At 57.9% G+C, this 16,397-nt stretch carries 13 protein-coding genes and 1 tRNA gene; all 14 read left to right on the top strand.

Going from position 1 to position 16,397, the window contains the following annotated elements:
* The first annotated feature begins 3 nt into the window (after positions 1-3).
* The 14 genes from whiA (at position 4) to GT495_RS00525 (ending at position 16,372) form a co-directional block, all read left to right on the top strand.
* Positions 4-933, top strand: a complete 930-nt coding sequence (whiA, locus tag GT495_RS00590) for a DNA-binding protein WhiA (RefSeq protein WP_161161157.1) — start codon at positions 4-6, stop codon at positions 931-933.
* Between the two features lie 193 nt (positions 934-1,126).
* Entirely contained in the window at positions 1,127-2,152 is a 1,026-nt protein-coding gene (gene gap, locus GT495_RS00585; protein ID WP_152074885.1) for a type I glyceraldehyde-3-phosphate dehydrogenase, read from the top strand.
* A 139-nt stretch (positions 2,153-2,291) separates the two neighbouring features.
* Positions 2,292-3,482, top strand: coding sequence for a phosphoglycerate kinase (gene pgk, locus GT495_RS00580; RefSeq protein WP_152078831.1), 1,191 nt, complete (start codon positions 2,292-2,294; stop codon positions 3,480-3,482).
* Entirely contained in the window at positions 3,475-4,242 is a 768-nt protein-coding gene (tpiA, locus tag GT495_RS00575) for a triose-phosphate isomerase (RefSeq protein ID WP_161161156.1), read from the top strand. Before pgk ends, tpiA begins: the two co-directional genes overlap by 8 nt.
* A 5-nt stretch (positions 4,243-4,247) precedes the next feature.
* Positions 4,248-5,801 carry a 2,3-bisphosphoglycerate-independent phosphoglycerate mutase gene (gene gpmI, locus GT495_RS00570; RefSeq protein WP_152074883.1) on the top strand — a complete coding sequence of 518 codons (1,554 nt, stop codon included), beginning with the start codon at positions 4,248-4,250 and terminating at the stop codon, positions 5,799-5,801.
* 166 nt (positions 5,802-5,967) lie between these two features.
* Entirely contained in the window at positions 5,968-6,222 is a 255-nt protein-coding gene (gene secG / locus GT495_RS00565) for a preprotein translocase subunit SecG (protein WP_152078829.1), read from the top strand.
* 293 nt (positions 6,223-6,515) lie between these two features.
* Positions 6,516-8,192, top strand: coding sequence for an ABC transporter substrate-binding protein (locus GT495_RS00560; RefSeq protein WP_192924387.1), 1,677 nt, complete (start codon positions 6,516-6,518; stop codon positions 8,190-8,192).
* A gap of 157 nt (positions 8,193-8,349) precedes the next feature.
* Positions 8,350-9,387, top strand: a complete 1,038-nt coding sequence (locus GT495_RS00555) for an ABC transporter permease (RefSeq protein WP_161161155.1) — start codon at positions 8,350-8,352, stop codon at positions 9,385-9,387.
* Positions 9,388-9,401: 14 nt separating this feature from the next.
* Complete coding sequence (locus GT495_RS00550) at positions 9,402-10,337, top strand: ABC transporter permease (protein WP_161161154.1); 936 nt, start codon at positions 9,402-9,404, stop codon at positions 10,335-10,337.
* A 2-nt stretch (positions 10,338-10,339) separates the two neighbouring features.
* Positions 10,340-11,431 carry an ABC transporter ATP-binding protein gene (locus GT495_RS00545; protein WP_161161153.1) on the top strand — a complete coding sequence of 364 codons (1,092 nt, stop codon included), beginning with the start codon at positions 10,340-10,342 and terminating at the stop codon, positions 11,429-11,431.
* A complete protein-coding gene (locus tag GT495_RS00540) occupies positions 11,432-12,460 on the top strand; it encodes an ABC transporter ATP-binding protein (protein ID WP_152074877.1) in 1,029 nt (342 codons plus the stop codon).
* 592 nt (positions 12,461-13,052) lie between these two features.
* Positions 13,053-13,142 (top strand) — tRNA-Leu (locus GT495_RS00535).
* A gap of 59 nt (positions 13,143-13,201) precedes the next feature.
* Positions 13,202-15,547, top strand: coding sequence for a SpoIIE family protein phosphatase (locus tag GT495_RS00530; protein WP_161161152.1), 2,346 nt, complete (start codon positions 13,202-13,204; stop codon positions 15,545-15,547).
* Positions 15,548-15,625: 78 nt separating this feature from the next.
* Positions 15,626-16,372 (top strand): anti-sigma factor antagonist, encoded by a 747-nt coding sequence (locus GT495_RS00525; RefSeq protein WP_161161151.1) that lies wholly within the window; start codon positions 15,626-15,628, stop codon positions 16,370-16,372.
* Positions 16,373-16,397 lie beyond the last annotated feature (25 nt).

Below are 16,397 nucleotides of genomic sequence, written 5' to 3'. Positions count from 1 at the left end.
TGCATGTCGTTTACCGCCGAGGTGCGTGATGAACTCGCGCGCTGCGAACCCGAATGTGAATACTGCGATTTGTCGACGCTTGCCGCCCTGACGCGTGTGAGCGGTACACTTTCGCTGGCCGGCTCCGGGCGGTATCGTTTGACGGTCGCGACCGAGACGGGCGCCGTCGCGCGCACGATGATCACACTGACGCATCGCATCCTTAAGCTCAAAACGGAATTCACCGTTCGTAAATCGGTTTTGCACAAGGTCCGTAACTATCTCATTACCCTGCCCGATCAACCCGACCTGGACAAGGCTCTGGTGCTGCTGGGCATTCTCGAGCGCAGGGGAGGGCTCGTCGCTGGTGTTCCCCGCCACATCGTTGCCCGTCCCTGCTGCAGGCTTGCCTACATCCGCGGTGCACTCATCGCCGGCGGTTTCGTGGCCGATCCCCGCGGCGACTTTCATTTGGAGATCGCGGTTCAGGGCGAGGAGTATGCAAAGGGGCTTTGCGACCTTCTGGGGCAGATTGGAGTTCACGCCCGCGTCAATGCGCGTCGCGGCTCGTATGCCGTGTACATCAAGAGCGCCGAGGAGATTAAACGTCTGCTACAGCTGATTGGCGCCAAGCGCAGCGTTGCCGAGATTGAAGAGGCCCGTGCGGTTAAGCTGGTAAAGAACGACGTGAATCGTCGTGTGAACGCAGAGCTTGCCAACCAGACCAGAAGTGCCGGTGCCGCCCAGCATCAGCTTGCGTTGATCGATGAGCTCGAACAGCGGGGTTTGCGCGACACGCTTCCGGACGCCTTGGCGGTCTTTTGCGACCTGCGCGAGCGCTATCCCGATCTGTCGCTGCGCGACTTGGGGGAGATGGCTGACCCTCCCTTGTCGAAGTCGGCCCTCTACCATCGTGTTTTACGGCTTGAAAAGCTCATTGAAGCGAGCAGGTAGTTGAAAGCACCTGCTTATATAGGGATTGAACTGCTGTTTTACTCTTTAAAACGTTTTAACGCAAATTTGATTTTCAATTTCGAGCATTCTCGTGAAATTCAAGTCAAAAAAAAGGTATATTAGGCGAGTGGTTAGTTTGTGGGCCTCAACGGCGGGCGCTGTAGCTTGCGGGGGCCTTACGAAAGGAGACACAATGGCAGTAAAGGTTGCTATTAACGGCTTCGGTCGCATCGGTCGTCTGGCTTTCCGTCAGATGTTCGGTCATGAGGGCTCCGAGATCGTCGCTATCAACGACCTCACCTCTCCCGATATGCTCGCTTACCTGCTGAAGTACGACTCCACGCAGGGCAACTACGCTCGTAATCACGAGGTCGTTGCTGGCGAGGATTCCATCACCGTTGACGGCAAGGAGATCAAGATCTACAAGGAGGCCGACGCCAACAACCTGCCTTGGGGCGACCTCGACGTCGACGTCGTTCTCGAGTGCACCGGCTTCTACACCAGCAAGGCTAAGGCCCAGGCCCACATCAACGCTGGCGCCAAGAAGGTCGTCATCTCCGCTCCGGCTGGCAATGATCTGCCCACCATCGTGTACAACGTCAACCACGAGACGCTGACCGCTGAGGACAACATCATCTCCGCTGCTTCCTGCACCACCAACTGCCTCGCCCCGATGGCCAAGGGTCTGAACGACTTCGCTCCCATCGTGTCCGGCATCATGACCACCATTCACGCCTGGACCGGCGACCAGATGCCGCTCGACGGCCCGCAGCGCAAGGGCAACAAGCGTCGTAGCCGTGCCTGCGCCGTTAACATCGTCCCCAACACCACCGGTGCTGCCAAGGCTATCGGCCTGGTCCTCCCCGAGCTCAACGGTAAGCTCATCGGTGCCGCCCAGCGCGTCCCGACGCCGACCGGTTCCATCACCAACCTCTACGCTGTCGTTGACAAGAAGGTCACCGTCGACGAGGTCAACGCCGCTATGAAGGCCTACGCTGCCACCATCTCCGAGACCTTCGGTTACAACGAGGACGACATCGTCTCCACCGACATCATCGGCGAGACCCACGGCTCCATCTTCGACGCCACTCAGACCATGTGCTCCGACCTCGGCAACGGCCAGACCCTCGTTCAGGTCACCTCTTGGTACGACAACGAGAACTCCTACACCTCTCAGATGGTCCGCACCATCAAGTACTTCGAGAAGTTCGTTGCCTAATTTGGCTTTTGCGAATAGCTCGTTGAGCGTCTAAAGAAGGGCGCGGCCTTATAGGGCTTACACCCTAGGGTCGCGCCCTTTTTATAAGAAATCGTCTGCCGTAATGGGAGGCAGACACGTACGAAAGGTAGAAGCAAACATGGCCTTTACCAAGAAGACCGTCCGCGACATCGATGTCGACGGCAAGCGCGTTCTCGTCCGCGTTGACTTTAACGTGCCTATCAAGGATGGCGTCGTTGGCGACACCACCCGCATCAAGGCTGCCCTGCCCACCATCAACTACCTCGTTGAGCACAACGCTCGCGTCATCCTCATGAGCCACCTCGGCCGTCCCGATGGCACCGGCTTCCAGCCTGAGCTCTCCCTTGAGCCCGTCGCCAAGAAGCTCGCTGAGCTCTCTGGCCTCGATGTTGCCTTTGTCGCCGACACCTACGGCGAGAAGGCTGCTGAGGCTGTCGCCGCTGTCGAGCCGGGCAAGGTCCTCGTTCTCGAGAACGTCCGTTTCGACAAGCGTGAGAAGAAGAACGATCCTGAGATCGCCAAGATCCTCGCTTCCTATGGCGACGTCTTCGTCCTCGACGCCTTCGGCACCGCTCACCGCGCCCAGGGTTCCGTCGTGGGCCCCGCCGCTTACCTGCCTGCCGTCGCCGGCTTCCTGCTCGAGAAGGAGGTCGACACGCTGACCGGCATCTTCGCCGAGCCCGAGCGTCCTTTCGTCGCTATCGTCGGCGGTTCCAAGGTTTCCTCCAAGATCGGCGTTCTCGATCACCTCATCGACTCCGCTGACACCTTGATTATCGGTGGCGGTATGGCCTACACCTTCTTCCTGGCTCAGGGCCTGTCCGTTGGTCAGTCCCTCAAGGAAGAGGACTGGGTCGAGCGTGCCGGCGAGATGCTCAAGAAGGCCGAGGAGAAGGGCGTCAAGATCCTGCTCCCCATCGACAACCGCGTTGCCGATCACTTTGGCGAGGACGCTGTCCCCGAGGTCGTCGCTTCCGACGCTATCCCCGACGATCGTGAGGGTATGGACATCGGCCCCAAGACCGAGGAGCTTTACGCCGAGGCCGTCAAGGGCGCCAAGACCGTGTTCTGGAACGGCCCCATGGGCGTCTTCGAGTTCGACAACTTCGCTCACGGCACCCAGGCTATCGCCGAGGCTGTTGCCGAGGCCGACTGCACCTCGATCATCGGCGGTGGCGACTCTGTCGCAGCTGTCAACAAGTTCAACCTGGCCGACAAGATGAGCTGGATCTCCACCGGTGGTGGCGCTTCCATGGAGCTCGTCGAGGGTAAGGCCCTGCCCGGAGTGGAGGCGCTTCTCGATGCCTAATCGCACCCTTCTTATCGCTGGCAACTGGAAGATGAACAACGACGTCGCCGAGGCCGCCAAGCTCGCCGACGAGCTGGCTCAGGCTCTGCCCGAGGTTCCGGCTGGCGTCGAGGTACTCGTCTGCCCTCCGACCATCGACATCACCACGGTTCATAACCGCATTCAGGCTGCCCCCATCGCCCTCGGTGCACAGAATGTGTACTGGGAGGCCAAGGGTGCCTTCACCGGTGAGTCCTCTTGCGACATGCTCAAGTCCGCTGGCTGCACCTACTGTATCATCGGTCACTCCGAGCGTCGCGACTACTTCCACGAGACCGACGAGGACCAGAACAAGAAGGCCAAGGCTCTCGTTGCCGCCGGTCTTGTTCCCGTCTTCTGCTGTGGCGAGTCCCTCGAGGTCCGCGAGGCCGGCACCTATGTCGAGCACGTCGTGAACCAGGTCAAGGCTGGCCTTGCTGGTCTTGAGATCACCTGCCCCAAGCAGATCGTCGTCGCTTACGAGCCCATCTGGGCCATCGGTACCGGCAAGACCGCTACCGCCGAGGACGCTCAGGAGGTCTGCGGCGCTATCCGTGAGACTCTTAAGGAGATGTTCGGCGAGGAGCTCGCCGATGGCATCCGTGTTCTCTACGGTGGCTCTGCCAAGCCTGGCAACATCGCCGAGCTCGTCGCCAAGCCCGACGTCGACGGCGCCCTCGTGGGCGGCGCTTCGCTCAAGGCTGCCGACTTTGCCTCTATGGTTGTTAAGGCAGGCGAGTAGGGCATATGGCACAGCGTCATCTTCCTGCACTCCTGATTATCATGGACGGCTGCGGCCTGGCCCCGGACGACGGCGAGAACGCCGTCGCCGCTGCCAAGACGCCTTTCCTCGATAGCCTGTATGAGAAGTACCCCCACACCACGCTCGGCGCTTCGGGCGAGGACGTGGGCCTTCCTGACGGTCAGATGGGCAACTCCGAGGTGGGTCACCTCAACATCGGTGCCGGCCGCATCGTGTTCCAGGAGCTTTCGCGCATCAACAAAGCCATCCAGGACGGATCCATCGCCAAGAACGAGGTTTTCGTCAAGGCTATGGATGATGTCAAGGCCGAGGGCAAGACCCTTCACCTTATGGGCCTTATGAGCCCTGGCGGCGTTCACTCCCACATGAACCACGTCGAGGCTTTGGTCAAAATGGCTGCCCAGCATGGCGTCAAGACCGTTCGCGTCCATGCCTTCATGGACGGCCGTGACGTCGACCCGCAGTCCGGTGCCGGCTACATGAGCGAGTTCTGCGCCTTCCTGGCCAAGATCTCCGAGGAGACCGGTTGCGACGCTCGCGTTGCCACCGTCTCGGGCCGTTATTGGGCCATGGACCGCGATAACCGCTGGGAACGCATTCAGCGCGCCTACGACGTCATGGTCAATGCGTCCGATGCCGATACCGACCCCGTTGCCGGTATCAAGGCCTACTATGAGAAGGATCCGCGCGGCGACGAGTTCGTCGAGCCCTTTGCTGCCCACAATGAGGGCATCCATGAGGGCGACGCGGCTATCTTCTTTAACTTCCGTCCCGACCGCGCTCGCCAGATGACCCGTGTGTTCACGGACAAGGAGTTCGACGGCTTTGAGCGCGAGCAGATCAAGCTTTCGCATTTTGTGACGATGACCGAGTACGATCCAACGTTTGATGTGGAGGTCGCCTTCCCCAAGACGTTCCCCGAGAACGTCCTGGCCGACGTCATCGCCGCCAATGGCCTGAAGCAGCTGCACACAGCCGAGACCGAGAAGTACGCCCACGTGACGTTCTTCCTCAACGGCGGCATCGAGGAGCCCAAGGAGGGCGAGGAGCGCGTGCTCGTCGCTTCCCCCAAGGTTGCTACCTACGATCTGCAGCCCGAGATGAGCGCTCCCGAGGTTACCGAGAAGCTCGTCGCCGCTATTAACGAGGATCGCGCTGATTTCTACATCGTGAACTTCGCGAACTGCGACATGGTTGGCCATACCGGCGTATTCGATGCTGCCGTCAAGGCTGTCGAGGCCGTTGACGATGCTCTGTCCAAGGTTGTCCCGGCGATTCTCGCCAAGGACGGCTTTGCGCTGATCACCGCCGACCACGGCAACGCCGACCACATGTTTGACATCGCTTCCGACGGTTCCAAGCATCCGTTCACGGCTCACACCACCAACCGTGTGCCGTTCATCATCGTTGATGAGAAGGCCAAGCTCACCGGTATCGAGGACGGCCGTCTTTCCGATATCGCTCCGACCATGCTCACCATGGCTGGTCTTGAGCCTTCCGCCGAGATGACGGGTCGCGTGCTCGCCACCGAGGCCTAAGAGAAAGCTCCAAGCGTTTCTTTGCAGAGGGGGTTGCCCGTATTCGGGCAACCCCCTTTTTTGGTATTTCTGCCATTTCCACCTCGTCCCCAAATGGCAGGTGGGGGAGTGTCGGGGGTTGTGGTACAGTACTGGAGTTTGAATTGTTCTATTAAGGAGCTTATCTATGGGTCCGTTCCAGATTCTTCTGTTTGTCGTTTGGGCTGTCTCTGCCGTGGCGCTGACGATTCTCGTCCTGATGCATTCCGGTAAGGGCACCGGCGTTTCGGATATAATCGCTAGCTCGCTGTATAACTCCAGCTCTGCCACGGGCGTCATGGAACAGAACCTCGATCGCCTGACGGTAATTATGGCCGTCGTTTTTGCCGTGTGTGTCGTCCTGTGTATGTTCTTCTTCCCGCAGGGCATCGTCGGCTACTAAGCACGAGTAGCAATAATACTTGAAAGGGTTCCGCAAGTGCGGGACCCTTTTTGTTTACAAATTTGTAACAGAGTCAAAATATCCCCACATACTTCGCCCAACTAAAGAAATTCTCGACCGTTAACCGGAATCAGCGCCAAATCGTGCATAAAATGCGCTACTGTATTGCAAAACGTTGTCCTGTTGTGCATAACCAGCCATAGCAGCGGGCGGCGTTTTGATGGTTCGGATCGGATTGTCTCGACATATGTCCGGCTGAACATTTCTTTGTCCTATCTCATAAGGAGGATGGCATGGCTGATTCTATGTTCCACCAGCCCGTTATGGGTCGTCGCGCCTTTGTTGGCGGCACCCTCGCTGCGAGCTCCATGGCTTTTCTTGCCGCATGCGGCAAGAAGGGTGGCGACGCTTCCGGTTCCGGTTCCGGTTCGACGCTGAACTTCTACATCAACAACCCGGTCTGCATCGAACCCTACAACGTCCAGGAAGATCAGGGCACTCAGGTCGAATACCAGCTGTTTGACGCTCTGACCGAGTACGACTTCGAGAAGGGCGAGATCGTCCCGCTGGCTTGCGAGTCCTTCGAGGCCAACGACGACGCCACCGAGTTCACCTTCAAGCTCAAGAAGGCCAAGTTCCATAACGGCGACGACGTCACCTCCAAGTCCTTCAAGCTCGGCTGGGAGCGTCTGGTCAACACCAAGTCGGCCATCGCTAAAGAGTATGGTCCTTCCGAGATCTCCTATCACCTTTCCATGGTCGAGGGCTATGACGATTTGGTCGCTGGCAATGCTACCGAGCTGACCGGTGTCACCTGCCCCGATGATAAGACCCTCGTCGTTAAGTTGTCCTCTGCTTACGCCGACTTCCCCTTTGTCGCCTCTCACCCGGCTCTGTCCCCGGTTCCCGAGTGCGCCGAGTCCGATGCCAAGTCGTTCTACCTCGCCCCGATCGGCAACGGTCCCTTCCAGATGGACGGCAAGTGGGAGGATGGTCAGGAGATCAACCTCAAGAAGTTCGACGATTACTATGGCGACAAGGCCAAGATCGACGCCATCCACTTCCAGATCATCAAGGACGTTGAGACCGCTTACAAGGAGTTCCAGGCTGGCAACCTCGATGTCTGCGACGTTTCCGTTGCACAGATCGATGCCGCCAAGAAGGATCGTGGCGAGTCCAAGGATGGCTACACCATGGGTGACGGCCAGCATATGCTGCTCGGCGCCGAGCCTGCCACCTACTATCTGACCTGCAACAACACGGCCGAGCCGTTCAACAACGCCGACCTGCGCAAAGGTATCTCCCTTGCTATCAACCGTGAGGCCATCTGCAAGACCATCTTCAAGGGTACCCGAACCCCCGCCGACGGCATCGTTCCTCCGGGAATCGCCGGCTACAAAGAGGGCGCTTGGGAGTTTGCTGCCTACGACGTCGACAAGGCTAACGAGTACCTCGATAAGGTTGCTCCTGCTGGCGCCAATGGCGACCGTGGCATTAACGTGACCCTGTCCTACAACCAGGACGGTGGCCACAAGGAGATCATGGAGTCCATTATCGGCGACCTCGCCAAGGTTGGCATTAACGTTACTTCCGATACCCCCGAGTGGTCTGCCCTGCTCGAGCAGTATTCGAACATGAGCTATCAGTTTGGTCGTCTGGGTTGGACCGCTGACTATCCGATCATGGACAACTTCCTGTACCCGCTGTTCGACTCCGACTCTCTCGGTGGCGACAACAAATCCGGTTACAATAACCCCGAGTTTGATGCTAAGGTCAATGAGGCTCGCACTACCGTTGATGACAAGGAGCGTATCGCCAAGATGCAGGAGGCCGACGCAATGGTCGCCGCCGACTGCCCGGTCATCCCGGTGATGTTCTATACGCACACCACCGCCGGCTCCGATCGCATCAAGCACCTCTATGTCGATCCGCAGAAGCACGCCGATCTGAGTACCGCTGAGCTCGCCTAAGGGTTTTGCAGCTTCCATGATGGTCAAGTTTTTACGTAGACCTCATGGGAAACATACAGTTCTCCCTAACCTAGGGTAGACTGGCTTGTGGTAATTTTGGGATGCCGGTCTGGCGATCGGCATCCCATTTAGGTTAATCCCTAGATAGGGGAGTGGTATGGGTAAGTACATCGTTAAACGTGTGCTTCAGTTCATCCCGGTATTTTTGGGCGTTACGCTGATTCTGTTCGCCCTCCAGAATATCGTGCCGGGAGATCCGATCAAGCTGATCGGTGGAGACAAGGCTCTGTCCCCCGAGGTGGAGCTTCAGCTTCGCGTTCGCTATCACCTGGTCCAGTCGGACGAGGACGGCAACGCGATCCTTGACGAGAACGGCGATCCCGTTCAAACGTCGCTCGTGGACCGTTACTTGTATTACATGAACGGCCTGCTTCATGGCGATCTGGGCAATTCGTATCAGCGCAAGCTGCCGGTTACGGAAATCTTCGCCCAGAAGTATCCGTATACGATCAAACTTGCCGCGTGCGCCATCGTACTCGAGGCAATCATGGGTATCGGTGCGGGTATCATTTCGGCGGTAAAGCGTTATTCCTTCTGGGATATTTTGGTAACGCTCACTACGTCGATCCTCGTTGCCGTCCCGGCCTTCTGGCTCGGTATGTTGCTGCAGCTGTTCTTTGGCGTCGTTCTCAAGGACGCCACGGGCGGTGCATTCTCCATGCCGATCTCGGGTGCCGGCGGTGCCAGCTCTCAGTATCAGGATTGGATGCACTATGTGCTTCCGACCATTACGCTGGCTTCGGTTTCGACCGCCTATGCCGCCCGCATTATGCGCTCGCAGCTGCTCGACGTCATGAACCAGGATTACATCCGTACGGCAAAGGCCAAGGGACTCTCCAATCGCGCGATCATCATCAAGCATGCGCTTAAGAATGCACTCATCCCGGTCGTCACCTATATTGGTGTCGACTTTGGCGCCATGCTTTCGGGCGCCATCCTGACCGAGACGGTCTTTAACTGGCCCGGCATCGGTTTTGAGGTCTACCGCGCCATCAGCATGCGCGACTGGCCCGTCGTGATGGGCGGCGTTACGCTCATCGTCGTCGTTATTATGGTGATTAACCTGCTCGTCGACATCAGCTATGCATTCCTCGACCCGCGCATCCGCCTTGGCGGTCCGTCGGATAAGGCCTAAGGGAGGTACGTCTCATGCAGGAAACTGATTCTCAGTCTCAGGAGCAGGCTACCGCCACCGAGGCCGCGTCTGCTCCCGCTAAGTCCCGCACGCTGTGGGGTGACGCTTTCAAGCGTCTTCGTAAGAACAAGCTCGCCGTCATCGGCGTCTGCTGGATCGTCATCGTCGTTCTCATTGCGCTGACTGCCGATCTGTGGGCCCAGCCTTGGCTCGGTTCTCCGACTGCCTCCGACTCGACCACCATGGCAAAGACCGCGCTTATGGCTCCGTGTGCCGAGCATCCGTTTGGCACCGACGCTCTTGGTCGCGACATTTTGGTCCGTGTTATCTACGGTGCCCGCGTCTCGCTTTCCGTCGGTATCATGGCGACTGCCATCTCGACGGTCATCGGTCTAATCATGGGCGCCCTCGCTGGTTTCTACGGCGGCGTCTGGGATACGATCATCATGCGCTGTGCGGACATCTTCCTGGCGTTCCCGTACGTGCTGTTCGTCGTCGCCATGATCGCCGTCATCGGCCGTGGCCTTCAGAACGTCTTTATCGCCATCGGTATTCTCGGGTGGCCTTCGATTGCGCGTGTCTTCCGCTCTGCAATTTTGACGGTCAAGGAAAACGACTATGTTGACGCTGCGCGCGCGATGGGCGCATCGGACGCCCGTATCGTCATGCGTCACATCTTCCCGAACTCCGTTGCCTCCATCGTGGTCTACGCGACCATGAACATCGGTGGTGCCATTCTGACCGAGTCCGCTCTGTCCTACCTTGGAATGGGCGTTATTCCGCCTACGCCTTCTTGGGGCTCGATGATTCAGGACGGTCAGCAATATCTGATGACCGCCCCCTGGATGATGATCATGCCCGGTCTGGCAATTCTTACGACGGTGCTCGCCTTCACCCTGCTGGGTGACGGTCTGCGCGACGCCCTCGACGTCAAGATGAAGGACGCATAAGGATGAAGAAGAACAAGAACTATGTGGACCTGAAGGACCAGCCGGTTCCCGAGGGCCAGCATCTGCTCGAGGTCGACGACCTCAAGATGTATTTTCATACCGAGGATGGCGTCGTTCGCGCTGTCGACGGTGTGTCCTACACGCTCGATCGCGGCGAGACCCTGGGCGTCGTCGGTGAGTCCGGCTCCGGTAAGTCCGTGACCGCTATGACCATCATGGGCCTTATCTCGATGCCTCCGGGAAAGATCGAGGGCGGTGACGTTCGCTATCGCGGTCGCTCCATCCTCGAGATGACCGAGGAAGAGATGCAGCACATTCGCGGCAACGATATCGCGATGATCTTCCAAGATCCCATGACATCCTTGAACCCGGTCTATAAGATCGGCAAGCAGGTAGGCGAGGGTCTTCGTCTGCACCGTGGCTACTCCAAGCAGGAGGCACTCAAGCGCGCCACCGAGCTTTTGGACCTTGTTGGCATTCCCGAGCCCGAGAAGCGCGTGAATGAGTATCCGCACCAGTTCTCTGGTGGCATGCGTCAGCGCGTCATGATTGCCATGGCCCTTGCCTGCGACCCCGATATTCTGATTGCCGACGAACCCACGACTGCCCTGGACGTTACCATTCAGGCTCAGATTATTGAGCTTATGCAGGAAATGCAGAAGAAGAACGGCAACGCCATCATCATGATTACCCATGACCTGGGCGTTGTCGCCGATATGGCCGACAAAATCATGGTTATGTACGCCGGCCGTCCCGTCGAGTTCGGTACTGCTGAGGAAATCTTCTACGAGAGCCGCCATCCCTACACCTGGGGCCTTATCCGCTCCATCCCGGAGCAGGCTATCGATGAGAAGAAGCCGCTGACGCCGATTCACGGCAACCCGCCTTCGCTCATGAACCTGCCCGAGGGTTGTGTGTTCTCGCCTCGTTGTCCCTATGCGACCGATAAGTGCCGCAAGCAGCGCCCCGAGCGTGTTGTCATCGAGTCCGGTCACTATTCTGCGTGCCACTACGCCGGCGACCCCGAGTTCCTCAAGAACGCTCCTGAGACGTCCCGTACGCGCAAGGATTTCGAGAAGGGAGGCGAGGCGTAAATGGCAGACAAAAACACGCGCACTCCGCTGCTGAAGGTCGAGCACCTCTCTAAGGAGTTCCCTGCAGAGTCCGGCATGTTCGCCAAGCGTTTTTCCAAGCGCGTCGTCTCTGCTGTAAATGACATCTCTTTTGAGATTTATCCTGGCGAGACCTTTGGTCTGGTTGGCGAGTCTGGTTGCGGTAAATCCACGACGGGCCGCACTATTATGCGCTTGACCAAGCCGACCGCTGGTAAGGTGTTTTTCCAGGGCAAAGATGTTGCCGAGATGAGCAAGCATGAGATCAAGGACATGCGTCGTGAGATGCAGTTTATCTTCCAGGATCCTTATGCTTCGCTCAACCCTCGTATGACTATCGGTGAGATCGTCTCCGAGCCCATGACCATTCACGGCGTGGGAACCAAGGAGGAGCGCATTGAGCGTGTCCGCGAGCTTCTCGACGTTGTCGGACTGAACCCCGAGCACATCAACCGCTATCCTCATGAGTTCTCCGGCGGTCAGCGTCAGCGTGTCGGCATTGCCCGCGCATTTGCGCTGAAGCCCAAGCTGATTATCTGCGACGAGCCGGTTTCCGCTCTGGATGTATCCATTCAGGCCCAGGTTTTGAACCTGCTCAAGGAGCTGCAGGACAAGTTTGGCACGGCGTATCTGTTTATCGCCCACGACCTGTCCGTCGTGCAGCACATCTCCGATCGCGTTGCCGTTATGTATCTGGGTAAGATGGTCGAGGTCTCGGACTGGAAGACGCTCTACAGCGAGCCTCACCATCCGTACACGCAGTCGCTGCTGTCTGCTGTGCCAGTTCCCGATCCCGATATCCAGAAGACCCGCAAGCGCATCATTCTCGCTGGCGATCCGCCGTCGCCGCTGGATCCGCCGACCGGTTGCCGTTTCCACACGCGCTGCCCGATCGCGCAGGGTATCTGCTCCGAGAAGCTTCCCGAGTTTAAGGAAGTTGCCCCGGGCCACTGCTGCGCGTGCCACTTCGCAGAGCCGTTCCCGATCAAGGAATCGCACATCGACCTGTAGTCGGTTGTTCTCGTCCGGGCCCGCCCTGGTGTTACTTTCCAGAACGTCCTCGGACATGCAAGAAACCCCCGCTGCGCACTTCGTGCGGCGGGGGTTTCTTGCGTCCTGCGGAATGTTCTGAAAAGTAACACCAGGGCGGGCCCTACGGTAACAAGGTAGGGGGAGTTCGATTTCCTGATCGCTCACTTAATCTAATAAGAAATTGAGTGAGGCCGGAGCTTTCGCTCCGGCCTCCTTATATAAGGGCTCGGCAAAGCCGAGCCACCAAATTTGCATCAGCCCCCAGAACATGTTTGAGAACTGTGCCTGGAGTACATGCCCCTAGGGCAGGAATGAGGTTGCTTTCCAACGCATTCCGCAGGGGGCGGCATTATTTTGTAGCGCGAAGCGCGGATCAAAATAATGCCGCATGCCCGAGGACGCGTTTGAAAGCAACCTCATTTCTGCCCGAACAGTTCAGTCTACCTGGGCATTTACAAATTCGTAAACTTTTTTGAAAAAAGTGCTTGCACAGTTCTCGAATCATAGGTTATTATCTTCCTCGTTGAAAGCGCGGGTTCAACAGAACGAACCGCGATCAACAACATAGCATGTCGGAGTGGCGGAATTGGCAGACGCGCTAGCTTGAGGTGCTAGTGACCGCTTTTTGGTCATGCGGGTTCAAGTCCCGCCTCCGACACCATCGCATTTATGAAGCCTCTTCGGAGGCTTTTTTGTTACCGATAGACGGTGAGGTTCACGATGGAAACGCTTGAGCGCAACGAGTGGGCAGACGTTGCCCAATTGGTCGAGATTACGAGCGATGCTGTCATTGTCTGTGAGCTTGACGGAACCATTTTGCATGTAAATAATCGTTTGCTCGACTTAATGTGCGAGGAGCGTTCCGATGTGATCAACGGAGATGTTAAAGACCTCCTGTACTCGTCGGCATTTGAACGCGCGACAGCGCATCGTCTTCCTTTTGAGACCAATGGAACAAAGAGCGAGTTGATGCTCAAGCTGAGTGACGGCTCATTTATCCCCGTCCTGGTGTGTGCCGGCTCGGTTACACCGTCTCGCATCTTTGGCCGCCGTGCACCGCGTGTTCTGGTGGCGCTCCATAGCATCGAAGAACAGTATTCGCACGACCGCCAGCTCAAGCGTGCACTTTCGGAACTGAGAGTGGCGAATAAGCGCCTCTCGGGCACGCTCTCGGTCATTATGAGCACGGTGGGCTCCGATGAGCTGCCTAGTTTGTTAGATACCGTTTTGAACCAGCTCGTAGGAACCCTCGATGCCTCGGGCGCTGCCATTTATTTTTCTGAGAGCGGCGGTTTTAAGCTTCGCGGTGTTTCCAAGGAGCTGCATGACAGCTACCTGCCCGAGTTTTTGCCGTATGGCGCCGGCATTCCGACGTATGTTCTTCGCGAGTCGCGTGCCTGTCGCTTGTCGATTCAACAGGACCTTGAGGGCGATAGGGCCGCCTCCGGTATGTTCATGGACCTGGACAATCGTTCTAAGCACCTGTTGCGCGTGCAGGATATGCCTCCGTACCGCAGCGAGATCTGTCTTCCCGTGTTTTACGGTACGCAGATCCTTGGCGTGCTGGAAGTTGGTTGGAAACGCCCCCAGGCACCGCTCGCCTATGACGTTAATGTGCTCGAGGTTATTTGCGATTACCTGTCTATCCAGCTGGTCGGCATGGCATCGAGCCTTCGCTCTCGTCGCACGGCCGAGCTTGGCCGCTCGCTCAATGTCTTGCGTGACGAGTTGTTTACCTTTCTAGACGATCCCGCCGCGGCTACCCAGGCGGTATCGTCCGAGATCTGCAATATGCTCAACTGCCATTTTTGTCCTGTTGAGTATGACGCCAGTCTGGATTCCTACGTCATAGATTTTGAAGGCGGCAGTCGCGTTGCTTTGCCGGACGATCCCGAGCAGCTGTTCTTTTCCACGATGGCGCCAGCGGCACGTCTGGGGGCTGGCCCTGATGGCTTTGAGGCATCTGTTTTGGGCGGCACGAGTGCCGGGGACCTTAAACACGTCCGTATAACGCGCGTTGACGAATCGATGCCTATGGGAGGCTGGCTTAGGGCGCATGGCCTGCCTTGTCAAGGTCTCTACGTCGACACCGGCATCGAGGCGGGGCGCCCGCGCTCTGAGGGTGATGGCAAGCACAGTAACGACGCGATTGTTCCTGTTTCTGTTACGAAGAGCCCGACGACGCGCGCGCTGCTGCTTCGTGATGGTAGCCAAGAGCCGATTGATGACCTTGAATACGACTACTTGGTGCACTTGGCGCATGACTTTGAACTGATCTACGAAGGCGAATCTCAAAAGCGCGAGGAGCGCCATATCGCTCAGACCCTCCAGATCGGCATGAGAAATTCCCTGGGGGATGTTCCGGGTATCGCAACCGATTCGGTGTACCTGTCGGCCACGAACTCGGCGTTGGTCGGCGGCGATTTCTATACGCTCATCCGTCTTCCCGACGACTGCGCCGTCATGATTCTGGGTGATGTGTCTGGCAAAGGCATTGAGGCCGCATCGATGTCCGCGCTCGTCAAGACGGCCCTGACGGCCTATGCCTGGGAGGGCGCTGGACCGACCCGCATGGCACGCTCCCTTAACAGCATGCTCATGGGCTTTTCGAGGGTCGAGACGTTTGTGACGGCGTTTATCGCCAAGATCGATCTTAAAGCGGGTCGCGCTACCTATTGCTCTGCGGGACATCCTCCCACTATGGTCATTAGGCCGTCGTCGACGCCGCTTGGTGGCGGCGAGACCTGCGGGGGAGAAGTGGAGCTCCTTGGGTGCCAATCGGGCGTGATCGGTGCCTTTGAGAGCATGGTGTACGAGACAGGCGTGTTTACGTTCGCCCCCGGCGACATGCTCTTCATGTATACGGATGGAACGATTGAGGCCCGCGACCGCACCGGAGCGTTCTTTGGCGAGCAGCGCTTGCGTGATCTTCTGCTTTCTGTTTCGGGGGAGGGCGTGTCGGGCATTTGCGGCAAGGTCTTGGGCGAGCTTGACCGATTTACCGAATCGGCGCTGGACGATGACATTGCATTGGTGTCCCTTGAGTTTTTACGGGGTCGTTCATAGACGACGCTGGGCGGGCTGAATCCGTGCGGTTGGGAAAACGAATGCATCGAGTGGGCTTTTTTGGGGAACCATGGTCGTATGAATGAGTGGAATGACATAGCGGTTTTGACGCCACCAGGCGATATCGACATCGCCACGGTGCCTGCGCTGCGTCGGCGGTTGGATGCTTTGATTGGCCGCGGCGTGCGTCGTGTCGTCTTCAACTGTCAGGCTGTTAGCTTTATCGATTCGACAGGCTTGGCATTTCTGCTTATGCACGCTCGTGAGCTCATGAGACGAGAAGGCCTGCTTTCGCTTGTCAATGCATCAGATGAAGTTGTTCGCTTTTTGAAGATTGCTCGTCTTGTCGATATCCTTCATGTCGCAGGGCCGGCACGGGAGTCTATTCCCGCCATTCCGGTGGGGGAGCTGCCTCGCTGGAGTAAGAGCGTCGAGGTCCGTCAGGGTATCGAGAATCTTCCATACTACCGACATCGCATCGCCGAACTCCTTGAATCGCTTCCGTTGCGCCGTGACGAGCGCTACGATGTCGCATTGGCGTCGGGGGAGGCGCTGGGTAATGCCTATGACCATGCGGGCGGTATCGGGTGCGTCCTGACGGTTCAGGCCTATGGCGATCGCGTTGTGGTTGAGGTGCTTGATCGAGGTGCCGGCTATTCTATCGATGAAACGAGCGAGCCGGTGGCATCCGAGGAACGTGGACGTGGTATCAAGCTAATGCGCATGCTCGTCGATAACGTGGAGGTTGCTCGTCGTACGGACGGCGCCGGCACGCGCGTGCAGATGGTGAAGCTGTTTAGCGGAGCGCTGGAATCGTGTGCCTAGCCAATCGCTTTAGCGCGTTTAGCTA

The sequence above is a fragment of the Collinsella sp. BIOML-A6 genome (genome assembly GCF_009875845.1).
GTDB lineage: Bacteria > Actinomycetota > Coriobacteriia > Coriobacteriales > Coriobacteriaceae > Collinsella > Collinsella aerofaciens_H.
The sequence above is the reverse complement of the archived record's forward strand: the minus strand, read 5'-3'. Positions and strand labels throughout refer to the sequence as shown.